The organism is Actinacidiphila glaucinigra, from assembly GCF_900188405.1.
In the GTDB taxonomy this organism is placed as follows: domain Bacteria; phylum Actinomycetota; class Actinomycetes; order Streptomycetales; family Streptomycetaceae; genus Actinacidiphila; species Actinacidiphila glaucinigra.
On the sequence record NZ_FZOF01000020.1, the window covers coordinates 97,966 to 120,177 of the forward strand.

The 22,212-nt window shown below is 72.2% G+C and carries 21 protein-coding genes, 1 tRNA gene and 2 pseudogenes; 13 read left to right on the forward strand and 11 right to left on the reverse strand.

Annotated elements, in window-relative coordinates:
• Positions 1–31: 31 nt before the first annotated feature.
• Positions 32–1,645, reverse strand: coding sequence for an ABC-F family ATP-binding cassette domain-containing protein (locus CHF15_RS30170; protein ID WP_089227071.1), 1,614 nt, complete (start codon positions 1,643–1,645; stop codon positions 32–34).
• Between the two features lie 269 nt (positions 1,646–1,914).
• Between CHF15_RS30170 and CHF15_RS30175 the strand changes: the two genes are divergently transcribed.
• Together CHF15_RS30175 and CHF15_RS30180 are read left to right on the forward strand one after the other, a co-directional pair.
• Entirely contained in the window at positions 1,915–2,310 is a 396-nt protein-coding gene (locus CHF15_RS30175) for a hypothetical protein (protein WP_245939103.1), read from the forward strand.
• Between the two features lie 15 nt (positions 2,311–2,325).
• Positions 2,326–2,399: transfer RNA gene (locus CHF15_RS30180), tRNA-Met, on the forward strand.
• A 91-nt stretch (positions 2,400–2,490) separates the two neighbouring features.
• On the opposite strand, the gene CHF15_RS30185 is transcribed toward CHF15_RS30180, so the two are convergent.
• The gene (locus CHF15_RS30185; protein WP_179280030.1) at positions 2,491–2,760 is read right to left on the reverse strand and encodes a DUF6343 family protein; all 270 of its coding nucleotides are present in this window, start codon (positions 2,758–2,760) and stop codon (positions 2,491–2,493) included.
• A 138-nt stretch (positions 2,761–2,898) separates the two neighbouring features.
• Here CHF15_RS30185 and CHF15_RS30190 point away from each other — a divergent pair, with 138 nt between their 5' ends.
• The 8 genes from CHF15_RS30190 to CHF15_RS30225 all read left to right on the forward strand — a co-directional run bounded on the left by CHF15_RS30190 (position 2,899) and on the right by CHF15_RS30225 (position 9,817).
• Positions 2,899–3,999: an MFS transporter gene (locus CHF15_RS30190; RefSeq protein ID WP_179280031.1), complete on the forward strand. Its 1,101-nt coding sequence runs from the start codon at positions 2,899–2,901 to the stop codon at positions 3,997–3,999.
• A gap of 35 nt (positions 4,000–4,034) precedes the next feature.
• Positions 4,035–4,559, forward strand: coding sequence for a SigE family RNA polymerase sigma factor (locus CHF15_RS30195; RefSeq protein ID WP_089227074.1), 525 nt, complete (start codon positions 4,035–4,037; stop codon positions 4,557–4,559).
• 77 nt (positions 4,560–4,636) lie between these two features.
• On the forward strand, positions 4,637–5,938 hold the full coding sequence (locus CHF15_RS30200) for a hypothetical protein (protein WP_089227075.1): 1,302 nt from the start codon (positions 4,637–4,639) through the stop codon (positions 5,936–5,938).
• Positions 5,939–6,094: 156 nt separating this feature from the next.
• Positions 6,095–7,567: an FAD-binding protein gene (locus tag CHF15_RS30205; protein WP_089227076.1), complete on the forward strand. Its 1,473-nt coding sequence runs from the start codon at positions 6,095–6,097 to the stop codon at positions 7,565–7,567.
• Positions 7,568–7,596: 29 nt separating this feature from the next.
• Positions 7,597–8,328 (forward strand): tyrosine-protein phosphatase, encoded by a 732-nt coding sequence (locus CHF15_RS30210; RefSeq protein WP_089227077.1) that lies wholly within the window; start codon positions 7,597–7,599, stop codon positions 8,326–8,328.
• Positions 8,329–8,439: 111 nt separating this feature from the next.
• Entirely contained in the window at positions 8,440–8,916 is a 477-nt protein-coding gene (locus CHF15_RS30215; protein ID WP_179280032.1) for an SRPBCC family protein, read from the forward strand.
• Positions 8,913–9,266: an ArsR/SmtB family transcription factor gene (locus CHF15_RS30220; RefSeq protein WP_089227078.1), complete on the forward strand. Its 354-nt coding sequence runs from the start codon at positions 8,913–8,915 to the stop codon at positions 9,264–9,266. The genes CHF15_RS30215 and CHF15_RS30220 overlap by 4 nt, the downstream gene beginning before the upstream one ends.
• A 5-nt stretch (positions 9,267–9,271) precedes the next feature.
• Positions 9,272–9,817: a hypothetical protein gene (locus CHF15_RS30225; RefSeq protein WP_089227079.1), complete on the forward strand. Its 546-nt coding sequence runs from the start codon at positions 9,272–9,274 to the stop codon at positions 9,815–9,817.
• Positions 9,818–9,967: 150 nt separating this feature from the next.
• Here CHF15_RS30225 and CHF15_RS30230 read toward each other — a convergent pair whose 3' ends face one another.
• On the reverse strand, positions 9,968–10,396 hold the full coding sequence (locus tag CHF15_RS30230; RefSeq protein WP_089227080.1) for a peptidase inhibitor family I36 protein: 429 nt from the start codon (positions 10,394–10,396) through the stop codon (positions 9,968–9,970).
• A gap of 327 nt (positions 10,397–10,723) precedes the next feature.
• On the opposite strand from CHF15_RS30230, the gene CHF15_RS30235 reads away from it, so the two are divergent.
• A complete protein-coding gene (locus CHF15_RS30235) occupies positions 10,724–11,464 on the forward strand; it encodes a PIG-L deacetylase family protein (protein WP_245939104.1) in 741 nt (246 codons plus the stop codon).
• 31 nt (positions 11,465–11,495) lie between these two features.
• Here CHF15_RS30235 and CHF15_RS30240 read toward each other — a convergent pair whose 3' ends face one another.
• The 3 genes from CHF15_RS30240 to CHF15_RS45130 all read right to left on the reverse strand — a co-directional run bounded on the left by CHF15_RS30240 (position 11,496) and on the right by CHF15_RS45130 (position 13,172).
• A complete protein-coding gene (locus CHF15_RS30240; protein ID WP_089227081.1) occupies positions 11,496–11,732 on the reverse strand; it encodes a hypothetical protein in 237 nt (78 codons plus the stop codon).
• Positions 11,733–11,751: 19 nt separating this feature from the next.
• Entirely contained in the window at positions 11,752–12,897 is a 1,146-nt protein-coding gene (locus tag CHF15_RS30245; protein ID WP_089227082.1) for an inorganic phosphate transporter, read from the reverse strand.
• 71 nt (positions 12,898–12,968) lie between these two features.
• On the reverse strand, positions 12,969–13,172 hold the full coding sequence (locus CHF15_RS45130; protein WP_179280022.1) for a hypothetical protein: 204 nt from the start codon (positions 13,170–13,172) through the stop codon (positions 12,969–12,971).
• Between CHF15_RS45130 and CHF15_RS30250 the strand changes: the two are divergent.
• A pseudogene (locus tag CHF15_RS30250) lies at positions 13,074–13,689 on the forward strand (DUF4291 domain-containing protein). The gene CHF15_RS45130 and the pseudogene CHF15_RS30250 overlap by 99 nt on opposite strands.
• On the opposite strand, the gene CHF15_RS30255 reads toward CHF15_RS30250, so the two are convergent.
• A complete protein-coding gene (locus CHF15_RS30255; protein WP_089227083.1) occupies positions 13,667–14,044 on the reverse strand; it encodes an MmcQ/YjbR family DNA-binding protein in 378 nt (125 codons plus the stop codon). The pseudogene CHF15_RS30250 and the gene CHF15_RS30255 overlap by 23 nt on opposite strands.
• Positions 14,045–14,179: 135 nt before the next feature.
• Positions 14,180–15,535 carry a M14 family metallopeptidase gene (locus CHF15_RS30260; protein ID WP_089227084.1) on the reverse strand — a complete coding sequence of 452 codons (1,356 nt, stop codon included), beginning with the start codon at positions 15,533–15,535 and terminating at the stop codon, positions 14,180–14,182.
• Between the two features lie 255 nt (positions 15,536–15,790).
• Here CHF15_RS30260 and CHF15_RS30265 point away from each other — a divergent pair.
• Positions 15,791–18,925 (forward strand): annotated as a pseudogene (locus CHF15_RS30265) (Tn3 family transposase).
• Positions 18,926–18,951: 26 nt separating this feature from the next.
• On the opposite strand, the gene CHF15_RS30270 reads toward CHF15_RS30265, so the two are convergent.
• The 3 genes from CHF15_RS30270 to CHF15_RS30280 are packed head-to-tail and all read right to left on the reverse strand — an operon-like array spanning position 18,952 to position 22,066.
• The gene (locus CHF15_RS30270) at positions 18,952–20,730 is read right to left on the reverse strand and encodes an FtsX-like permease family protein (protein ID WP_089227085.1); all 1,779 of its coding nucleotides are present in this window, start codon (positions 20,728–20,730) and stop codon (positions 18,952–18,954) included.
• A 2-nt stretch (positions 20,731–20,732) separates the two neighbouring features.
• Positions 20,733–21,527: an ABC transporter ATP-binding protein gene (locus tag CHF15_RS30275; protein ID WP_089227086.1), complete on the reverse strand. Its 795-nt coding sequence runs from the start codon at positions 21,525–21,527 to the stop codon at positions 20,733–20,735.
• On the reverse strand, positions 21,524–22,066 hold the full coding sequence (locus tag CHF15_RS30280) for a PadR family transcriptional regulator (RefSeq protein WP_089227087.1): 543 nt from the start codon (positions 22,064–22,066) through the stop codon (positions 21,524–21,526). Before CHF15_RS30280 ends, CHF15_RS30275 begins: the two co-directional genes overlap by 4 nt.
• Positions 22,067–22,212 lie beyond the last annotated feature (146 nt).

Below are 22,212 nucleotides of genomic sequence, written 5' to 3' on the forward strand. Positions count from 1 at the left end.
CGCCCCGCCGCCGGGAACGGCACCGCACCCGTCACAGCGGCTCGACGAGGCTCAGCCCCTCCGCGTCGAGCCGCAGCCAGCGCGTGACGCCGATGCCCCGCAGGAACGGCAGGTCGTGGCTCGCCACGATCAGCGCCCCTTCGTAGGAGGCCAGCGCCGTCGTCAACTGCCGCACGCTCGCCATGTCCAGGCTGTTCGTCGGCTCGTCCAGCAGGAGCAGCTGCGGCGCCGGCTGGGCGAGCATCAGCGCCGCGAGCGAGGCCCGGAACCGCTCCCCGCCCGACAGCGAACCGGCCGCCTGGTCGGCCCGCCCGCCGCGGAACAGGAAGCGGGCCAGCGACGCGCGGATGCGGTTGCCCGTGGCCTCCGGGGCGAACCGCGCCACGTTGACCACGACCGACAACTCGTCGTCCAGGACGTCCAGCCGCTGCGGCAGGAAGCGCAGCGGCACGTGTGCCAGCGCCTCACCCGCGGCCGGGGGCAGTTCGCCGGTGATCGTCCGCAGCAGCGTCGTCTTCCCGGCGCCGTTCCGGCCGACCAGCGCGATCCGTTCCGGGCCGCGCAGCTCCAGATCCCCGGCCGGTGCCCCGTACGCCGTCCGCAGCGAACGCAGCGTCAGCACGGTCCGGCCGGCGGGGACCGCGGTGTGCGGAAGGTCGACGCGGATCTCGTCGTCGTCCCGCACCGCCTCGACGGCCTCGTCCAGCCGCTCCTTCGCCTCCGCCAGCCGCTCGGTGTGCAGGACGCGGTGCTTGCCCGCCGACACCTGGGCGCTGCGCTTGCGCAGTTTCATCACGGCACGCGGCTCCCGCTTGGTGTCGTACATCTTCTGCCCGTACCGCACCCGGCGGGCCAGCTTGACGTTGGCGTCGGCCAACTCCCGCTTCTGCCGCCGCACATCGGACTCGGCGACGCGCAGCATGCGCTCGGCGGCGTCCTGCTCGACGGCCAGGGCCTCCTCGTAGGTCTCGATGCCGCCCCCGTACCAGCGGACCCCGCCGTCGCGCAGTTCGGCGATCCGGTCGACGTGCCGGAGCAGTTCGCGGTCGTGCGAGACGACCACCAGCACGCCGTTCCAGCCCGCGACCGCCTCGTGGAGCCGCCGCCTGGCCGCCAGGTCCAGGTTGTTGGTCGGCTCGTCGAGGAGCAGCACATCGGGCCGGCGCAGCAGCAGGGCCGCCAGCCGCAGCAGGACGCACTCGCCGCCGGACAGTTCGCCGACGACCCGGTCGAGGCCGACGTGGCCCAGCCCGAGGCCGTCCAGCCCGGCGCGCGCCCGCTCCTCCACGTCCCAGTCGTCGCCGACCGCCGCGAAGTTCGCCTCGCGTACGTCACCGGCCTCGATGGCGTGCAGGGCGGCCCGCGCGTCGGCGATGCCCAGGGCCTCGTCCACCCGCAGCGCGGTGTCGAGGACGGCGTCCTGCGGCAGGTACCCGACTTCGCCGGCGACACGCACCGTGCCGTCGGTGGGCGTCAGTTCGCCCGCGACGAGCCTCAGCAGGGTCGACTTGCCGGAGCCGTTGAGCCCGATCAGGCCGGTGCGGCCGGGGCCGACGGCGAGCTGGAAGCCGTCCAGCACGGGAGTGCCGTCCGGCCAGGCGAAGGAGAGGTCGGTGCAGGTGACGGAGAGGGTGGGATGTCCCATGTGGTCCTCCGGGGTGCTCGTGAATGACGACGGGTCGGCACACGGGGACACCGGAAGGCGGGCGCTGCACGGAGGCGGCTGCTCACGGCCGAGGTCGCACACAGGCCCGCGCGGTCGCCGGTTCGGCGCCGCGGGCACGGTGTCCCAGACCTCAGAAGAGCAACGGCCTTCTCCAATCGGACGGTGGCAGGGCCGGGGCCGAAGCTACGCCGGGACGGGGCCCCCGGCAACGGATTTACGGGGCGCCCGGCCCGTGGCAGGGTGACGCCGTGATCTCCCCGACCCCGGCCACCGCCCCCGGCGGGCGCACCGCTGCCGCCCTCCGCTTCACCACCGAGCTCGTGGCCTGGGTCGCGACCCCGTGGGCCCTGTCCGGGCACTCCTGGCTGCTCGCCGCGCTCTCCGTGGTCGTGCTGATCGGCCTGCCGACGGTGTTCGCCACTCCCGGCGACAAGGCGCAGGTGATCGTCCCCGTCCCCGGAGCGGTGACCGTCGCACTGGTGCTGCTGCAGCTCGGCGCGGCCGTCGTCTCCTCCTGGGCGGCCTGGCCCACCCCGGTCGCGGCGCTGGTCAGCGTGCTGGCGGCGGCCGCCGTGGTGGCCGAGACACCCCGCTGGCGGTGGCTGACGGGAAATGGATTTGGTCCTGGCGCCGACACCCCGTAGGGTTGTGTTCATCGACGCGGGGTGGAGCAGCTCGGTAGCTCGCTGGGCTCATAACCCAGAGGTCGCAGGTTCAAATCCTGTCCCCGCTACTGAAGCCGAGGGCCCGGTGCAACAGCACCGGGCCCTCGGTCTTTGCATGCCCGTACCCACCCGTGTGCGGCCGGGCCGTGCCTCAGCCCCTCAGCGTTTGCGGAGCGGTTCGTAGGGCGGGACGTCGCGCCCCGGCTGCCAGTGCGGCCCCTGGCGGATGTGCCGGACGATCACGACGAGGTCGGTGGCCGCGGCGAGCGCCAGCAGGCCGAAGAACACGGCCCACCCGGTGCGCCCGAGGTCCGCGAAGAGCACCGTCCCCGCGATCGCCCAGGCCAGCCCGAAGGCCGCCAGCGCCAGCCGCATCCGCAATGCGCTGCGAGCCCGCAGGGGCTCATTCCCGGTACGTCCCATGCGCATGGAAAACGCCTCCTCATCCGGTTCGTACCCGGCTACGCTCGTCCCATGACATGGCGACATTGATCCTCACCGGAGTCACCACTGGCGCGCAGGCTCTACGCCTACGCCTTCCTCGAGGACCTGATCCCGCTCTACCCGGTGTACGCGGTGCTCTTCGCCGACGCCGGGCTGTCCGAGGCCGGGATCTCCTCGCTGTTCGCCGTGTGGTCGCTCACGGCGTTCCTGCTCGAGGTGCCCTCGGGCGTGTGGGCCGACCGCTTCTCCCGGCGCGCCCTGCTCACCGTCGCGCCCCTGCTGGCCGGGGCGGGCTTCACGCTGTGGACGCTGTGGCCGTGCTACGCCTCCTTCGCGGCCGGGTTCGTCCTGTGGGGCGCCGGGTCCGCCCTGCGCTCCGGAGCGCTGCAGGCCCTCGTCCACGAGGAGCTGACCCGCGTCGGCGCCCGCCACGCCTACGCCCGCCTCACCGGCCGCGCGCAGGCACTCGGCACCACGGCGGCACTGGTCGCGACCGCGCTCGCCGGGCCGCTCCTGGCGGCCGGCGGCGACCGCGCGGTCGGACTGACCAGCGTCGCGGTGACCGTGCTGACCGCCGTGGCCGCCCTCGCGCTGCCGGAGCCCCGCGGCCGCGGGGCCGTCGCGGCCGAGGGCGAGGCAGCCGCCTCGTACGCCGGGCTGCTGCGCGAGGCCCTGGGCCAGGCCCGGCACACCCCCGGCGCCGGGCGCAGGGTGGCGGTCGTCTCCCTGCTGGCCGGCGCGACCGCGCTCGACGAGTACGTCCCCCTGCTCGCGCAGGCCACCGGTGTGCGGCCGTCCTACGTTCCCCTGCTCGTCCTCCTGGTGACCGCGGGAGCCACGGCCGGCGGCTGGCTCGCCGGTCGCGGAACGCGCTGGACACCGCTCGCACCGGCGGTGGCCGCGGTCTGCCTGGCCGCGGGCGCGGCGGGCGCGCATCCGGCGGGCCTGACCCTGGTGGCCCTGGCCTTCGGCCTCCTCGACTGGGCGACGACGGCCGCCGACGCCGCCCTCCAGGAGCGCATCACCGACCGCACCCGCGCGACGGTCACCTCCCTGGCGGGCCTGGGCTCCGAGGCCGGGGCGCTGCTGCTCTTCGGCCTCTGGGCCCTGGGCTCGCACTGGTCGGGGCCGGGACCGCTGTTCGCCCTGGCGGCGCTTCCGCTGCTGCTTCCTGTGCTTCTGCTGTGGCGGTGCAACATTTTCCGGCCCTCACGACGTCAGTGAGGTGAAGGCGGTGCCGGACGACAACGGGGTGGGGCATGCACGAGGACCGTACAAAGGAGTACCTGCACTTCGCGGCGACCCGCGCGGCACCCCTCTTCCGGTCGGCATGCCTGCTCACCGGCGGGGACACCCACCTCGCCGAGGACCTGGTGCAGGAGACCCTCGGCAAGATGTACGTCACCTGGCGGCGGGCGTCCCGGGTCGGCAACCCCGCCGGCTACGCCCAGACCGTGCTCGTCCGCACCTTCCTCACCCACCGGAGGCGGCGCAGCAGCGGCGAGGCCCCCGTCGGTGAGCTCCCCGACGTCCCCACGGGCTCCGGCGAATCCGACAGCGACACGGCGCTGCTGCGGCTGACGCTCCTCGACGCGCTCGCCCGGCTGGCGCCCAAGGACCGCGCGGTCGTGGTGCTGCGCTACTGGGAGGACCGGAGCATCGAGGAGACCGCCGACGCCATGCGGGTCAGTTCCAGCGCCGTACGCACCCGGTCGGTCCGTGCCCTTGCCAAGCTCCGTGAACTGCTCGGCGACAGCCTCGCGGAACTCGTCTCCTCCCACTGACCCCATCCCCCGACCATCCCCCCGACCATCACCCCTTCCCTCCTGCTTCCCGCTTCTCCTCCGGACGGTGGCTCACCATGCCCTTCGAAGACGACCTCGGCGCCGCGCTGAGGCAGACAGGCGACACCTTCAGCACCGACAACCGCGCCCTTGCCGCGGCCGGCCTGGCCCAGGGCCGCAGCGTCCGCCGACGCCGCACCGTCGCAGTGGTGGGCACGGTGGCCGCCGTGGCGGCGGCGGTGGTGACCGCCGGTCTGGTCGTACCGGGCGGCACCGCACGGGAGGTGAAGCCGGCGAACCCGAGTACGCCCGACCCGACGAGCAGCCGCATCGACAACGACCAGCACAAGGGGAACGACAGCAGCAAGGACAAGGACAAGGGCGACGGCAGCAGCGACGGCAACGGCGCCACCCTGGGCGGTGCCCCGCAGTCGGAGCTGTTCACCGTCCTGCGGCACCTGCTTCCCGAGGGCAGGATCCTCAGCGGGCTGGCCTCGGACGCCGAGGGCACCCCGAACGCGGGAGCGACCTTCGCCCAGGCCGTCTGGGACGACGGCAACGGCGCCTCGACGATCTCCGTCAGCCTGAGCCGCGCCCAAGCCGGACAGCGGCAGGACGAGTGCCCCGACCTCGCGCTCATGAAGCCCGGCACGACGTGCAAGCGCACCGAACTCCCCGGCGAGGCCGTGCTCGTCGTCATCAAGGGCTGGGAATACCAGGACAACCGCACGGGCCCCAAGGACTGGCGGGCGATCCTGACCACCCCCGACGGCCGTCAGATCCAGGCCGACGAATGGAACGCACCGGCACAGAAGGGCAAGCCCACCACCCGCGAGAACCCACCGCTGAGCGCCGCCCAGCTCGGCGACCTCGTGCTCTCCACGCGGTGGGACAGGTTCTTCTCCGACATCCCCGAGGCCCCGGCCCAGCCCCCACAGCCCGGTACCGGGCTGCCGAGCGCCGCGAAGATCACGACCCTGCTCAAGGACGTTCTGCCCCAGAGGCTGAAGGTCCTCGAGCCGGGCGGGCAGGAGGCCGGGTACCAGCACATCACCGTGGACGACGGCCACGGCGCCACCTTCGTCGAGATCGACTTCCAGCGATGGGATCCCGCAGACGTGGACGACCCGATCTTCACGAAGGCGACCGTACTTTCCGACGGGACGAAGCTGGTCAAGCGCAGCGGCGCCGGGGACAAGGGCGGCGCCGGCATCGTGCGGTGGACCGCCGACACCATCCGCCCCGGCGGGCTGCGGGTCGCCGTCACCGCCTTCAACTCCGACGGCTACCACCGCCCCGTGACCCGGAAGACGCCCGGCGTCAGCATGGACGAACTCGTGAAGGCCGCCACCGATCCCCGGTGGGCGGAGCTGAAGTGATCACCTGAGCGGCCCACACCGGGGGCCGCCCGCCCCGGGGCCGGTTAACGTCGCGGTGGCCCCACGGGATCGACCGACTTCCTGCTGACGGGGCGGCACCAGGCCTAGAATCCCCAACTGTCGCACCGTGAACCGACCCGTTCAGGGGGAGCCCGAATGTCCCAACTCCCGTCCAGGCGTGCCATGTTGCGGACGGCGGCGACGGCCGCGGGCGCCGTGGTCGTCGGCTTCGACCCGATCGGCAGGACCTGGGCCGCGGCGGCGACCGCCGCGGACCGGGCGGACGGCACGTTGGTGGGGCTGCCCCACCTGGACGGGACGCTGCTCACCGACGACGCCTCCCTCGGCGCCGCCGCGGACGACTTCGGGCACATCGTGCACCGTACGCCGGTCGCGGTGCTGCGGCCGGGGTCGGTGGACGACGTGGTCGCCATGGTGCGCTTCTGCAACCGGCACGGGCTGAAGGCGGCGCCGCGCGGCCAGGGCCACGGGACGTCCGGCCAGGCGCAGGTGGACGGCGGGCTGGTCGTCGAGACGACGCCGCTGGCGCGGATCGGCCCGGTCGGGCCGCGCAGCCGTACCGTCACGGTCGGCGCCGGGGCCAAGTGGAGCGACGTCACCAGGGCCACCCTCGCGCACGGCCTCACGCCGCCCGTCTTCACGGACTACCTCGAACTCTCCGTCGGCGGCACGCTGTCCGTGGGCGGCCTCGGCGGCCAGAGCCACCACCACGGCGCGCAGGTCGACAACGTCACCGAACTGCAGGTCGTCACCGGCGCGGGCGAGCTGGTGCGCTGCTCCCCGTCGCGGCACCGGGACCTGTTCGAGGCGGTGCTGGCGGGCCTGGGCCAGTGCGCCGTCATCGTCTCCGCCACGCTGCGCCTGGTGAAGGCCCCGACGACGGTCCGGCACTATCTGCTGCCGTACCACGACCTCGGCACCTTCCTGGCCGACCAGCGACTGCTGGTCACCGACGGCCGGTTCGGCTACGTCGAGGGCCAGGTCGTCCCGGACGCCGACGGCGCCTTCCGCGGCTACGTCCTGGAGGCCGTCTCCTACGACGCCGCGCCCGACGACGCCGCGCTGCTGGCGGGACTGCACCACGACGCCGCGGGTGTGCAGACCGAGGACCTCGGCTACTTCGACTTCCTCGACCGGCTCGCCGCCTCGGTGGCGGCACTCAAGGCCGCCGGCCTGTGGGACTTCGCCCACCCCTGGCTCAACCTGCTCATCCCGGGCGAGAAGGCGGCCGAGGTGGCCGGTGGCATCCTCGACGCGCTCACACCCGCCGACCTCGGCCCCGGCGTCGTGCTGCTCTACCCGCTGCTGCGCGAACGCCTGCACCGGCCCCTGCTGCGGACCGGCCAGGACCCCGTTCCGTACCTGCTCGCCGTACTGCGCACCACCCCGCCGCAGGACACCGCGACGGTCGACCGCCTCCTGGCCGCCAACCGGACCGCGTTCGAGGCCACCCGGGCGGCCGGCGGCACGCAGTACCCGGTCGGTTCCATCCCCTTCGGCCGTGCCGACTGGCGCGTCCACTTCGGCTCCGCGTGGCCCGCCCTGGCGGCGGCCAGACGGCGCTACGACCCGCGGGGGATCCTCGTCCCCGGTCAGGGCATCTTCTGAAGCGGACGGCAGGCCCGTAGGGTCCCCCCATGGGGAGACACATGGCGTTCGAGCGACTGCACAACTTCCGTGACCTGGGCGGCTACCGCACGGCCGAGGGCCGCACGGTGCGCTGGGGGCGGCTCTACCGTTCCGACGCGCTCTCGAAGCTCGGGGGCGCGGATCTGGAGCGGTTCACCGGCCTCGGGGTGCGCACGGTCATCGACCTGCGCTACCCCTTCGAGATCGAGGCCAAGGGCAGGGTCCCGGAGTCCACCGGAGTCGTCTACCACAACCTCAGCATCGAGCACCGGCCCTATGACCAGACCGCGTTCGGGCCGGAGGTCGAGACGACCGCCTTCTACGCGCGGCTGCACGCGGAGGTCGCCGCCGACGGCGTCAAGGAACTGGCGCGGGCGCTGGAGCTGATCGCCGCGGAGGGCGGCGGACCCCTGGTCTTCCACTGCGCGGCGGGCAAGGACCGTACGGGGCTGCTGGCGGCGCTCGTGCTCGGGCTGCTGGGGGTGCCGGAGGAGGACATCGTCGCCGACTACGCGCTGAGCGAGCTGGCGACCGCCCGGCTGCTCGCGGACTGGACGGCGGCCAACCCCGGGCGGAGCCTGCGCTGGCCCGGCTGGGGGAGGGCGCCCGCCGACGCGATTCGGATCTTCCTCGCGGGACTGGCCGCAGAGCACGGCGGCGTCGAGGGGTACGCCCGCGCGCGACTCGGCACCGACGACGCCCTGATCACCGCCCTGCGGGAGGCACTGCTCACCGACTGACCGACGGCGGACCCCGCAACGTGCAACCTTTCGGTTGCGCGATGAGTCCTTGCGTGCAACCCTGGAGTTGCACGCAAGGCTGTCCAGCTGTCCAGCGACGGAGGAACCATCATGAGCATCCAGACCCCGGACCGGATCGAGCGGGAGATCGGCATCGCCGCTCCGGTCGAGCGCGTGTGGGACGTCCTGACCCGGCCCGAGCACATCGGCCGCTGGTTCGGCGAGGACCTGGGGGGCGGCGGCGCGCCCGCGGAGGTGGACCTGCGTCCGGGCGGCGCCTTCGTGATCGACCACGGCTTCGGCGCCTACCCCAGCCGCATCGTGAGCGTGGAGCCGCCGCGCTACTTCTCCTACCGCTGGGCCACCGCCTTCCCCGGCCAGGAGGCCTCGGAGGACAACTCCACCCTCGTCGAGTTCACCCTCACCGCCGACGGGGACGGCACCCGCCTGCGGGTCGTCGAGAGCGGTTTCGCGGCCCTCGACATCCCCGAGGACCGCATCCCGTACGCCGGGTACGAGAGCCACTCGCAGGGCTGGGTGGACGTCACGGCCGGACTCGCGACGTACGTGGAGAAGCTGCCCGCATGACGCAGACCCGCACCGGTGGCGAGGAGGACGTCTTCGCCGCGCTGGCCGACCCGATGCGGCGGCGCATCCTGGACGCCGTCGCCGAGCACGGTGACGCCACCGCCACCGTGCTCGCGGCCGAACTCCCCGTCTCCCGCCAGGCGATCGTCAAGCACCTCACCGTGCTCGACCGCGCCGGGCTCGTCGCGGGGCGGCGCGCGGGCCGCGAGATGCGGTACGCGGTACGGCCCGAACGGCTGGTCGCGGCGGCGCGGTGGATGGACCGCGTCGCCGCCCGCTGGGACGCGCGGCTGTCGGCCATCAAGCGCCTTGCGGAGGAGCCCGCTTCGCGGGACCCCGGTGTAACCTGAGCGCCGTGAACGGGGAGAGGCCGCCGGACAAGTTCTCCGGCCGCATCGGCGACGGCCGGATCAACTGGCAGGTGGGCCTGCTGCTCGTCGTGGTGAACGTGGTGCTGCTCGCGCTGGGCGTGGCCTCCACCTTCTGGTTCTTCGGTCAGGACATCGGCATCGCCGGGCTGTCCGTGGCGCTGCCCGCCATGAGCCTGTGCACCTTTCTGGTGCTTTTCACCGACTCCCGCGATGTGCGCACCGCCGTGATGTCCGCCTTCACGGTCCTCTACTTCGGCTTCGTCGCGGCCTCGTTCAACAACGAGGTCGCGCGGGCGATGGCCGACACGTCCGGCTTCCTCGACGACGTCTACGGCAGCTTCAACACCTTCATGATCGTGATGGTGGGCTTCTACTTCGGCGGCAAGACCGCGGAGAAGGTCGTGGAGAAGAAGCACGGCGCCGGGCAGGCCTCCGCCGCCGCCCCGCTTCCGGAGCCCGTCGGGAACGAGGGCGGCACCGTCACGCCCCTGCCCGCACCCGCCACGGCGCCGGACGGCGACCCGGCCTGACCTGCCGAGGCGCCGCTGCCGTAGCGCGCTCCCACGACGGAGCCCCCTGATCCTGGATCAGGGGCCCCGTCGTGTTCGTTCCCGGATGGTGCGGTAAACCTGCCGGAGGGGGCGGCGGGGGTTCGACCGGAATTCTCCGGGCGGAAGGCTCTACAGAGCCTTGAAAGAGGACGTCACGTCGTTGAATTCGCCGGGATTGGCGAAAATCGAACCGTTGTTGTGGTAGACCGTGAGTGCCCGCTGCCGCAGGTCTGCGACCCTCCCGAGCGGCGGCACATTGATGTACCGTCCCTGGTATCCCGTGCTTTCGTACAGGCGAATCGTGTGTCCCGTATTGTTGATGACGGACGACACGGTGTCGTTTACCGCGTCATTGTTCTCGGGGTAGTGCGCATAGCGCAGATCGCTGTTCGAGACGCCGTTGCCCACGATGAAGCCTGCGCCGACGCCGGCCGGGAAATTGGTCTGGCTGTACAGGCAGAGGTATCCCGCCCGGCAGTTGTCGGCCGCGGACGCGGGGGTCGCCGAGAGCGTTGCGCCGGTCGCGGCAACGGCAAACGCGGCTGCGAGCACGCCCATTCTCTTCTTCGCGGTTTGTTTCCTCAAGTAACTCGAGAGGCGGCCGGTGGATCCGGAAGCTCTGGTTTAAGAATAAACAACCTCGACGGGGAGTCAAATCGGCACTCATATGCAATTTGCTGTCACGCATATTCCGAACAGTCCTGCCGATAAACGATTCCGCCGTCACCCGGTGGATCGCCGCCGGAGTCGCGCCGGCGCCAGCCCACGGTCCGCTCGGGCCCGCCGGCGGAGCCCGCGCGGTGAAGGGGCCGCCGAAGGGAGCGGGGGAGCGGGGTGCCATGATCGGGGCCTTGACGCCGTTCCGGATCCAAGGAGGCGGACCCCGTGTCCGAGCAGCACCTCGACCCCATGCCGGAGGACTGGCAGCGGGCGCTCGCCGTCGTCGCCCACCCCGACGACCTGGAGTACGGTGCCGCCGCGGCCATCGCCCGCTGGACGGAGGCCGGCCGCGAGATCGGCTACCTGCTGGCGACCCGCGGCGAGGCCGGCATCGACGGCATACCCCCCGAGGACGCGGCGCGCATACGGGAGGCCGAGCAGCGCGCGAGCGCGAAGGCGGTCGGCGTGGGCACCGTCGAGTTCCTCGAGCACCGCGACGGCGTCATCGAGGAGGGTCCGGCCCTGCGCCGCGACATCGCCGCCGCGATCCGCCGGCACCGCCCCGAGCTGCTGATCACGTTCAACCACCACGACACCTGGGGCGGCACGGTCTGGAACACCCCGGACCACCGCGCCGTCGGCCGGGCCGCCCTCGACGCCGCGGGTGACGCCGGCAACCGGTGGATCTTCCCCGAACTCACCCGGGACGAGGGCCTGGAACCCTGGGGCGGTATCCGCTGGATGGCCGTCGCGGGATCGCCGTACCCCACGCACGCGGTCGAGGTCGGCGACACCGACGTCGAGCGGGCCGTCGCGTCCCTCGCCGAGCACCAGGCGTACATCCGTGCGCTGAGCGACCAGGAACCGGCCGACTACGCGCGCGAATTCCTCGGTCGCACCATGGACCTCGCGGCGCGGGGCTTCGGGGACCGTCCGGCGGTGGCGTTCCAGCTCTACCCGCGGTAGCGGCCGGCCGGAGCGGCCGGGCCCGCCCGCCTCAGCCGGGGACGAGCAGGTCGATCCCGTACGCCGCCACCGCCAGGCACGCCGCGAAGCACACGGCCGCCACGGCCAGGGCCGCCTTCTCCTGCCCGTCCCGCGGCTGCCCGTCGCGCGGGCCGCTGCCGGCGCGGCCCCACGCGGCGACGCCCAGCGAGAACATCACCACGACGGCGATCGTGATGCCGAGGCTGGCCCCGAACACGCTGCCGAGGTTGCCCCACTTGATGTCCATGCGGATCCCCTCCTCACCGCTACCGGGCCGACTGGCCGGCGGGGCTCGGCTCCGGCGCGCCGGGCCGCGTGTCGTTGACGTTGTCCGCGTTCACCGGGCGGCGCCGCGAAAGCAGGTAGAAGCCCGCCGCGGCGGCGACCGCCACACCCGCCACCAGTGCGACGCCCAGGTCGCCGTGGTCCGCGACCCAGGCCGCCACTCCGCCCACGGCCGCCGCCGCGGGCAGCGTCAGCACCCAGGACACCGCGATCCGCCCGGCGACTCCCCAGCGCACGTGGGCGAGTTTGCGGCCCAGGCCGGCGCCCAGGATGCTGCCGGTGCAGACCTGGGTGGTGGAGAGCGCGAAGCCCATGTGCGAGGAGGCGAGGATCACGGAGGTCGCGCTGGTCTCCGCGGCGAAGCCCTGCGGGGTCTGGATGTCGGTCAGCCCCTTGCCCATGGTGCGGATGATCCGCCAGCCGCCCACGTACGTGCCGAGCGCGATCGCCAGCCCGGCGCTCAGCACCACCCACCACGGCGGGCCGGAACCGGGCGCGAGCAGGCCCCCCGAGATGAGCGTCAGCGTGATGACCCCCATCGTCTTCTGGGCGTCGTTGGTGCCGTGGGCGAGCGCCACGAGCGAGGCGGAGCCGACCTGGCCGGCCCGGAAGCCCCGCTTCACCTTGTCGCGCCGGGTCCGTCTGGTGATCACGTAGGCCAGGTAGGTGGCCAGCATCGCCACCACGCAGGCCACGACCGGTGAGGCGACCGCCGGGATGACGATCTTCTCCAGGACCTCGCCCGCGTTGACGGCGGACATGCCCGCGCCCACCCAGACCGCGCCGATGAGCCCGCCGAACAGCGCGTGCGAGGAACTGGAGGGCAGGCCGAGCAGCCAGGTGACGAGGTTCCACAGGATGGCCCCCACCAGCCCGGCGAAGATCATCACGGCGGACACCCTGGCGTCGTCGACGATGCCGTTGGAGATGGTCTTGGCGACCTCGGTGGACAGGAAGGCGCCCAGCAGGTTCAGCACGCCGGCCACGGCCACGGCCACCCGGGGCGCGAGCGCGCCCGTGGCGATCGACGTCGCCATGGAGTTGGCCGTGTCGTGGAAGCCGTTGGTGAAGTCGAAGGCGAGCGCCGTGACGATGACGACGACGATGAGAAAGGAGACAGTGCCCACCGCGTACCTCCCACCCGGGTGCGGTGCGGTTCACCAGGCCCTCCGTACGGATGGCGGCTCGGGATTCCAGGCTAGGCGACGTGCCGGTGGTCCGCATCGCGCGGCCCGCCGCCGGGGTCGGACCGGGGCAAAACCCGTGGCGCGACGGCGGACGCGGTGGGCAGGATGCCCGCATCATGGAGAACACCGAGATGCCGCGCCGGATGATCAGGGCCGCGCACACCGACGACACCGTGACGGTCTATCAGGCGTACCGCCCCGGGATCGGTGATCACGCCGCACTCCACGGCCGCTTCCCGGAGAGCTGGAGCCGCTCCCGGATGACGTGGATCAAGCCGTCCTTCCTGTGGATGATGTACCGCAGCGGCTGGGGCCGTAAGGAGGGGCAGGAGCGGGTGCCGCGACGGCTTCGACTCGGCGCTCCGCCGGGCCTGCCTGTCGCACTTCGACCGCTCGGTGTACCCCGACCGCGAGACCTGGGCCGAGCGCGTGCGCAGCACGCAGGTCCGCGTCCAGTGGGACCCGGAGCGCGACCTCTTTCTGCGTCCGCTGCCGTACCGCTCGCTGCAGCTCGGGCTCACCGGACGGGCGACGCGCGACTACGCCGACCACTGGATCGTCGGGATCCGGGACGTCACCGGGCTCGCCCACCGCGTCCACGAGCTCGTGCGCTCCGGGGACCGCGAGGCCGCCGCGGCACTCCTGCCGCGGGAGCGGCCCTATCCCCTCGACGCGCAGACCGCCGCCGTGATCGGCGCGACGACGGAGCCTAGCGACCGTCCAGCTCCGTGACGAGCCGCTTCGGGGCGACCACGCGGTAGCTCTCCTCGACCCAGTCGCACAGCACCTCCACGGCGGGTGCGTCCCCGGTGAGGGGGACGGAGACCCAGCCTGCCCTGCCGAGGCCGTAGCCGGAGGGCTGGGCGCCGGGCACCGACAGGGCGTGCTCGTGCAGCTGGGGGTCCCTGAGCTTGACGTTGATGCCGGGCGGGTGACTTCCGTCGCCGACGCCGAGGAAGACGAAGACCTTCTTGTTGACCTTGACGACGCTCTCGCCCCAGGGGAACTCCTCGCCCGCGCCGGGCAGCGTGAGCGCGAAGGCGCGTACCTTCGCGCGCACGGCGAGCGGGTCGTGGTCGTTGGTCACGGGGCCTCCCGGGCGGACGCGGACGGCGGTCGACGGGCACGCGTACGCCCGATGGTAGGCCGGTGCCGGCCCCGTCCCCGGGCATGCGGGCCCCGCGACGCGCGGGGCGCCGCGAGGCCGGTCGTACCGTCCGGCTCAGGAGCAGTACTGCGCCTGCTTGCCGATGGCGCGGTACATGCAGTCCGCGTTCTCCAGGAGCAGCAGCACCGCCTCGCGGTTGCGGCTGGTCTGGGCGGGGATCACCTCGTCGGGCGGGTAGAAGCCCGAGGAGCCGTTCGGGCCGGGGTACATCTCGAAGGTGTACGCCCAGACCCCTTGGTTCGCCCAGAGCCAGTCGATGATCGATCCGTCGGTGATGTAGAGGTCGCTGGACTGTTCCGGGGTGTAGCCGTTGGTGGCCGCCATGGTGCGGCCGAACGTGGCGAAGGTGTTGTACTGGTCGGCCGTCATGCCGGTGGTGGTGTTCGCGGTGGTGTAGCCGAAGGGCCACAGCACGAGCTGGCTGTAGGTGTGGAAGTCGATGCCCGCGGTGATCTGCTGCCTGCCGCCGACGACCCTGCCGCGTACGAAGTCCGCGACGAGCCTGACCTCGGGCGCGGACTCGGCGGACGCGCCCCGGTAGGTCTCGCTCGACTTGGTGCCCGAGGAGCCGCCGCAGCAGCCCCAGCGGTAGTTCCAGTTGCGGTTGAGGTCGGTGCCCACGGCCGAGGAGCCGGAGTTGGGCTGGCGGTTCTTGCGCCAGCTGCGGTAGGAGCCGGTCGCGATGTCGTACTCGCCGCCGTCCGGGTTGAGGTCCGGGATGATCCAGATCTCGCGGGAGTCGACGATCCCGGCGATGCGGCTGTCGGTCGCGTAGCCGTCGCCGAACTGGTGCAGCAGGTAGAGCGCCATCTCGACGGTGAGGTGCTCACGGGCGTGCTGGTGGTGGGTGAAGAGCACCTCGGGCTCGGCCTCGTCGGTGCCGACGTTGTCGCTGATCTTGACGGCGACGATGTTCCGTCCGCTGTAGGAGGTCCCGATGACCTGCTGCCGCATGATGGCGGGGTGTGCGGCGACCAGGGCGTTGATGTCCGCGGTCATCTCCGCGTAGTTGTGGTAACCGGAGTCGGAGCCGGGGAAGTCCAGCACCGAGGCGTCGCCTTCGGTGCCGCGGCCGGCGGCGCTCGCCGCGGGCGGGGCGGGGAGTGCGGTGAGGCGGTAGCCCGCGGAGCGCAGCGCGGCGGCCTGGGCGGCGTTCGCGGTGACGACGGTGGAGTGGCTGCGGGCCGCGTCGATCGACACGCCGTGCGCGGCGAGCGCCGTACGGGCGGCGACGGTGCCGGCGCCGGCCACCTCGTACTGCCGGACGACTTCGTCGGCGGCGGCCGCGACGGGACGGCCGTCCGCGGTGGACGGCGAGGCGTCGGCCTGTACGGCGAGCGAGGTGGCGAGGGCGCAGGCGAGCAGCGCGGCGGTGACCGTCGCCCGTCTGCCGGTCCTGGGGATGCGCATGGTCGTCCTCCTGGGTGTGGGGGTGGCGCAGGAGTTCGAACCGATCGTGCGGGCATGGCATGCGCGCGTCAAGGCGGAATGCGTGCTTCGCTTGCGAACGCCCGGAATCCTCCGCCGGATTGCGGGTGTGAGTAGTTGAGGTACAGGAAATCCCGGTGAGAACGATCATGGTCGTCTAGCGCACGTGATCGGATTGGTGTGGGGGTTCGGAGGAAGATCCTCGATCGCTGCCGGGGCATGGCTACCGTCCGCCGCATGCCGGTGGAATTCTTAACTGATGAGCACGCCGAGGCGTACGGGACGTTCACCGAGGTGCCCACGCGTCCGGAGCTGGAGCGGTTCTTCTTCCTCGACGATGACGACCGCGACCTGATCGCGCTGCGTCGTATGGACGCGCACCGGCTGGGGATGGCGGTGCAGATCGGCACGGTCCGCTACGTCGGCCGATTCCTGGGTGAGGACCCGCTGGCGGTGCCGTGGGAGGTTGTGGAGTACCTGGCCGGGCAGCTCGGCATCGAGGACGCCTCGTGTGTGAAGCGGTATCCGGAGCGCCGGTCGACGGTGTATGAGCACGCGGCGGAGATCCAGGAGCGGTTCAGCTATCGGGACCTCAACGACCGCAGGTGGGGCCGGGAGTTCCGCAGTTTCCTGTACGGGCGGGCGTGGACGCACGCTGAGGGGCCGGTGGCGCTGTTCAACCACGCGGTGACGTGGCTGCGCCGGCGCCGGGTGCTGCTGCCGGGTGTCTCGGTGCTGGCCCGGCAGGTGTCGGAGGCCCGTACGGCGGCCGAGCGACGCCTGTACGAGGCGGTGGCACGGGCCGCAGACCGGGCCGACCCGCAGCTTGCGCCCGCGCTGGCGGCGCTGCTGGAGGTGCCGGAGGGCAGGCGGGTCTCGGAGCTGGAGCGGCTGCGCACGCCGCCGGTGAAGACGACGGGCACCGCGATGGTGCGGGCCATGGAACGGGTGGAGGAGATCTCCGCCTTCGCCCTAGGGCGGGTGAACCTGTCCCGGGTGCCGGTGAACCGGCTCTCCACGCTGGCCCGGTACGGGCAGCTGAGCAAGGCGCAGACGATCGAGCGGGCACCGGAACCGCGACGCACGGCCTTGTTGACGGCGGTGGTGCGCCAGCTGGAGGCGCAGGCGGTCGACGACGCCCTCGACCTGTTCGCGCTGCTGATGGCGACCCGGCTGATCAGCCCCGCCCGCCGGGCGTCGGACCGGGACCGGTTGGCGATGCTGCCGCAGCTGGAGAAGGCGGCCCGCGTCCTGGCGAAGGCGTCGAAGATCCTCACCGAAGAGCTGGACCTGGTCGCCGAGGCCGGGACGGACCTGGACGTCGCCGCGCTGTGGGCGGCGGTGGAGGAGGCCGTGCCGCGTACGGCGGTGGCCGGGGCGGTCGCGACCGTCGAGGCCCTGGTGCCGGAGGACGACGGGTCAGCCGAGGCGGCGATGCGCGAGAAGCTCGCGCTGCGCTACAACACGGTGCGCCCGTTCCTGTCCCTGCTGGGCGAGTCCGATGCACTGGACGCCGCCCCCGCCGGGCGGCGCATCCTCAAGGCGGTGCGCCGTCTGCCCGCGCTCTCGCGCCGCCGGGTCAAGGACCGGCCGCTGCTTCCCCGCGAGGTCGACGCCGAGCTGGTGCCGGCGATGTGGAAGCGGGCGGTGTTCTCCAACGCCAAGCTGCTGCAGGGCGCGGTCGACCGCGACGCGTACGTGGTGTGCGTTCTGGAGCAGCTGCACCGCGCCCTGAACCGGCGCGACGTGTTCGCCTCCCCGTCCAACCGGTGGGCGGACCCGCGCGCGAGGCTGCTGGCCGGGCCGCGGTGGGAGGCGATGAGCGCGGACGTGCTCGCGGGCCTGAGCCTGTCCGAGGACGTCGGCGAGCACCTGGACCAGCTCACCCGGGGGCTGGATGCGGCCTGGCGGCAGATGGCCGACCGGCTCGCCGAGGCCGGGGATGAGGCGAAGGTGGAGATCGTCGTCCCCGAGGGCGGCGGCCGGGCCAGGCTGTCGGTGGACAAGCTGGGCGCGGTGGGCGAGCCGGAGTCGCTGACCTGGCTGAGGACCACCACGGAGGCGATGCTCCCCAGGATCGACCTGCCGGACCTGCTGTTCGAGGTCCATTCCTGGACCGGGTTCCTCGACGCCTTCAAGCACGTCTCCGAGAGGCCCACCCGCATGGAGGGGCTGCTCGTCTCCCTGGTCGCGCTGCTGGTCTCGGAGAGCTGCAACATCGGGTTGACCCCGGTCATCGACCCGGAGAACGAGGCGCTGGCCCGCTCGCGGCTGTCCCACGTCGACCAGAACTACCTGCGCGCGGACACCATCGCCGCGGCGAACGCCGCGCTCATCACCGCCCAGGCCCGCATCGAGCTGGCCCAGATGTGGGGCGGCGGGCTGCTCGCCTCCGTCGACGGCCTGCGCTTCGTCGTCCCCGTCAAAAGCATCAACACCGCGCCCTCGCCCAAATATTACGGGTACAAACGGGGCCTGACCTGGCTAAACGCCGTCAATGACCAGGTCGCTGGGATCGGCGCTATGGTCGTGCGCGGCACCCCGCGCGACAGCCTGTACACGCTGGACACCCTCCTCAACCTTGACGGCGGGGTGAAGCCGGAGATGGTGGCGACCGACAACGCCTCGTACTCGGACATGGCGTTCGGCCTGTACAAGATGCTCGGCTTCCGCTTCGCCCCGCGTTTCCGCGACCTTGCCGACCAGCGGTTCTGGCGGGCCGACCTGCCCGACGGCGAGGCGCCGGCTGCCGGGTACGGGCCGCTGGAGGCCATCGCTCGCAACAAGGTCAACCTGAAGCGCATCGAGACGCACTGGCCGGACATGCTCCGGGTCGCCGGATCTCTCATCACCAACCAGGTCCGCGCCTACGACCTGCTGCGGATGTTCGGCCGCGAGGGCCACCCCACCCCGCTCGGTGCCGCGTTCGCCGAGTACGGCCGCATCGACAAGACCATGCACCTGCTCGCCCTGGTCGACCCGGTCGACGACACCTACCGGCGCCTGATGAACCGGCAGCTCACCGTGCAGGAGTCCCGCCACCGCCTCGCCCGCGCGATCTGTCATGGAGGCCGGGGCCAGATCCGGCAGGCGTACCGCGACGGGCAGGAGGACCAGTTGGCCAGTCTGGGACTCGTCCTCAACGCCGTGGTCCTGTGGAACACCCGCTACCTGGATGCCGCCGTCGCCCGGCTCCGCGCCGAGGGTCACGACATCAAGGACGAGGGCGTCGCCCGGCTCTCCCCGCTCAAGGACCGGCATATCAACTTCCTCGGCCGCTAGCTGTTCAACATCAAGGCTGGCGACCCCGACCAGGGCCTGCGCCCCTTCCGCGACCCGGACGCCGCCAACGACGGTGAGGACGAGGACTGATCGCCGACCCCGGCAGGGAAGGCCCGTCAGGCTGGTTCGGCGTTGAGGACGCGCCCAGCAGGGCTGCGGGTGTGGAGCCAGGCAGGCAAGGCGGCCAGCGCCGCTACGGCAAGGAGTACGGCCGGGGCCGCGGCCGCGAGCCAGCTGCCCGGTGGTATCACCACGACCGCGCTGAACAGCGCGAACAGGCCGATCCCGATCGGAACACCCACCGCGATCCCGCCCACAGCGGGCAGCAGTTGCGCGGTGCAGAGCGCCACGATGACCTGGCCGGGGGTGGCGCCGAGGGTGCGGGCGACGGCCAGGGCGCGCCGGGCCTGCACCGCGGTGCTCCAGCTGACGTAGACGGTGTTGAGCACGGACAGCGCCAGAATTGCGACCGTGACACCGAGCATCACCTGGCCTGTCAGGGCGTTGCGGATGTCCTCGAAAGTGGACGTTCCCTGGGCGATTTCTGCTTTGAGCGACACCCGGAAGGTGAGGAGCGCGGTCACCATGACCGCAGTGGCGGCCGTGCCGACGGCGCTCAGGGCCGCGCGGCCGGGACGACGGGCGATCAGCCGTACGCCGATCAGGGGCGGCGTGGGCAGATAGGCCGTCATGGCCGTCAGCCGAGGACGGTACGTGATCAGGTGTGCCGGATCGGCCAGGGCATCGACGGTGCTGGAGCGCACGGTGCGCAGGACGGGGCCGAGCGTGCCGATCAGGGCCACCAGTACGGCGAGCACGGTCGCGTCCACGACGATGCCGGTGGTCGGCGGGCCGGCCGCGTTGAGCAGCCCGGCACTGGGGTCGGCCAGCGCGGGCGCGGTCAGACATCCCACGGTGACTCCGACAGCGGCGGCCAGGACAGTGAGGAGTAGATACTGCGCGAGCAGCAGCGCGGCCACGGTACGGGGCGTGGCACCGACAGCCTTGAGAAGACCCGCGCGCCGGTGGTCCCGCGGGGCGCGCACGGCGGCCAGCGACGCGACGGTGACGAGCGCTGCCGCAGCGAGCAGACCCCCGCCGATGACCAGGGTGGGTCGGACAGACCTCAGCACACGTGTGTCACCTTCGATGAAGAGCTGCCAGGGATGGGTGTTGACCCAGTCCTGGCCCCTGAGGTCGTCGGTGAAGACGGTGTGCGCCCAGCTCTGTGCCGCGGCGGGGTCGGACAGCTTGATGTTGAGCAGGTACAGGAGGGGCTCGTCGCCGGCTGCCGCACGGGCGTCGTCGGTGGTGAGCCAGATTCGGCCGCCACCGTCGGAAGGCCCCGGGCCCGTGGCCCAATTGCCGAACGGATACACCCCGGTGGCCGCGCTGACGGCCGTACCGACGACCGGGTAGTCGCGCCCACCGATAGTGACACGGTTACCGACACGTACACCGAGCGCTTGGGCGAAGCTGCGTTCGACCACCGCGCCGCCCCTGCGCACCCACGTGCCGGAGGTCACGAGCGGCCGGTCCACGGCGGACACGGTGCGCTCGCGCCCCTCGACCGCGGTGTTCTCCGTCCGCCCGTTGGCGCGGACCGTGGTGGAGAATCCGGGGACCGGGTCGGCGAGCGTGTCCACACCGGGGGCGTCCGCGATGCGTCCGGCAAGGGCGGAGGGGTCCGTGGCGGTGGTGATGGCCGTGATGTCGGGTCCTGCGGTGGCCTCGCGGGTTTTCATGTACCCGTTGGCCACGGCGTTGTCGGTAGCCATTCCCAGGGTCAGCGACGTGGTGGCGGCGGTGACGGCGACCAGGAACATGACGGCCTCGCCGGGGCGGCGCCGTATGTCCCGTGCGATGAGCCGCCAGATCAGCAGCAGACGGCCCATGGTCACTCCTCCCAGCCGAGGAGCGCGCCGAGCTGTGAGCCACCCGCAGCCAGGGGTATGTCCTCGGCCGATGCTCCGTCACGGAGGGAGACGACCCGGTCCGCGGTGGCGGCGACGCGTTCGTCATGGGTGACGAGTACGAGGGTCTGTCCGGTGGCCCGCAGGTCGGCGAAGAGGCGCAGGACGTCATGGGTCGCGGCGGTGTCGAGGTTCCCGGTGGGCTCGTCCGCGAGGACCACAAGCGGCTCGTTCACCAGGGCGCGGGCGACGGCGACCCGCTGCCGCTGACCGCCGGACAGCTGGGACGGCAGGTGCCGGCCCCGGTCCGCGAGCCCGACACGGTCAAGAAGGGCGGCGGCGCGACGGCGAGCGGTACGCGGCGAGTCACCGGCGAGCAGCGCGGGCAACTCGACGTTCTCGGCTGCGGTCAGCTCGTCCATCAGGTGGAAATCCTGGTGCACGAAGCCGACGGCACGGCGCCGCAGACGGGCAAGCGCGCGTTCGCCGAGCAGGTCGATGCGCTGCCCGCCGAGCCACACCTCACCCTCGTCGGGCCGGTCGAGGCCGCCCAGCAGCTGCAACAGCGTCGACTTGCCGCAGCCGCTGGGACCGGTAACAGCCAGCGTCTGCCCGACAGGTATGTCGAGGTCGACCCCGTCGACGGCCACAACCGTGCTCACGCCCTGCCCGTAGACCCGCGACAGGCCAACGGCGCGCAGCACCGGACCTGCGCTTTCGTCCCCGGTGTCTCCGCGCCGGGTCTGCCCTCTGCCCCACCGGCCGCCTCGTGTCGTCATCCGTTCCCTCCGCCTTTCCCGTGCGGGGCGCGGGCAGACCAGGTCCGCTCGCACGCCTCCAACCAGCGCAGATCGGCCTGCAATCGGAGCGCTACGCCCTCCAGGAGCAGCCCGGCCTCCGAGTCCGTACCGTGAGTGAGGACGGCGTGCTGAGCCTCGGCGAGGCTGCGCCTCAGCTCGCGGCGCCGGGCCTCGACGAGCGCGAGCGGCTCTGCCATGCCCGACTCGGCGGCGGCCACCAGCTTCAGATGGAACTCCGGCACGTCCGCTCTGGGCCCGACGCCCTCAGTCATCCACGCGGCAACCCGCTCCTGCCCGGCCGCGGTCAGCGCATAGACCTTGCGCCGCGGGCCACGCAGTGGCGCGTCCTCACGCTCCTGGACGACCAGACCCGCCTTTTCGAGCCGGGTGAGCGTCACATAGATCTGCCCCGCGTTCAGCGTCTCCCCCAACGGCCCGAGCGCCGCTACCAACCGCCTGCGCAGGTCGTACCCGTGCGATGGCTCCTTGGTCAACAGCGCCAGCACCACGTCCTGCACGGACCACCCTCCTCTGCGCCACTCAATGAATAGCGGTTAGCTAAAAGCCGCGTCAAACCGGGCCCTTAAACTGCGCTCCCATCTTCAAGAAACCTTCGTTTTCTGAAGATCACCGGGTGAAGATTCCGGCACCCCGCAGAGCCTTC

Excerpts from the sequence above, each read along its gene's own strand:
- CHF15_RS30270 (WP_089227085.1), bottom strand. The coding sequence starts at position 20,730 with ATGGGCCGTCTGCTGCTGATCTGGCGGCTCATCGCACGGGACATACGG.
- CHF15_RS30260 (WP_089227084.1), bottom strand. The coding sequence starts at position 15,535 with ATGCGCATCCCCAGGACCGGCAGACGGGCGACGGTCACCGCCGCGCTG.
- CHF15_RS30240 (WP_089227081.1), bottom strand. The coding sequence starts at position 11,732 with ATGGACATCAAGTGGGGCAACCTCGGCAGCGTGTTCGGGGCCAGCCTC.
- CHF15_RS30170 (WP_089227071.1), bottom strand. The coding sequence starts at position 1,645 with ATGGGACATCCCACCCTCTCCGTCACCTGCACCGACCTCTCCTTCGCC.
- CHF15_RS30195 (WP_089227074.1), top strand. The coding sequence starts at position 4,035 with ATGCACGAGGACCGTACAAAGGAGTACCTGCACTTCGCGGCGACCCGC.
- CHF15_RS30215 (WP_179280032.1), top strand. The coding sequence starts at position 8,440 with ATGAGCATCCAGACCCCGGACCGGATCGAGCGGGAGATCGGCATCGCC.
- CHF15_RS30210 (WP_089227077.1), top strand. The coding sequence starts at position 7,597 with ATGGGGAGACACATGGCGTTCGAGCGACTGCACAACTTCCGTGACCTG.
- CHF15_RS30200 (WP_089227075.1), top strand. The coding sequence starts at position 4,637 with ATGCCCTTCGAAGACGACCTCGGCGCCGCGCTGAGGCAGACAGGCGAC.
- CHF15_RS30185 (WP_179280030.1), bottom strand. The coding sequence starts at position 2,760 with ATGCGCATGGGACGTACCGGGAATGAGCCCCTGCGGGCTCGCAGCGCA.
- CHF15_RS30230 (WP_089227080.1), bottom strand. The coding sequence starts at position 10,396 with ATGGGCGTGCTCGCAGCCGCGTTTGCCGTTGCCGCGACCGGCGCAACG.
- CHF15_RS30220 (WP_089227078.1), top strand. The coding sequence starts at position 8,913 with ATGACGCAGACCCGCACCGGTGGCGAGGAGGACGTCTTCGCCGCGCTG.
- CHF15_RS30205 (WP_089227076.1), top strand. The coding sequence starts at position 6,095 with ATGTCCCAACTCCCGTCCAGGCGTGCCATGTTGCGGACGGCGGCGACG.
- CHF15_RS30275 (WP_089227086.1), bottom strand. The coding sequence starts at position 21,527 with ATGACGACACGAGGCGGCCGGTGGGGCAGAGGGCAGACCCGGCGCGGA.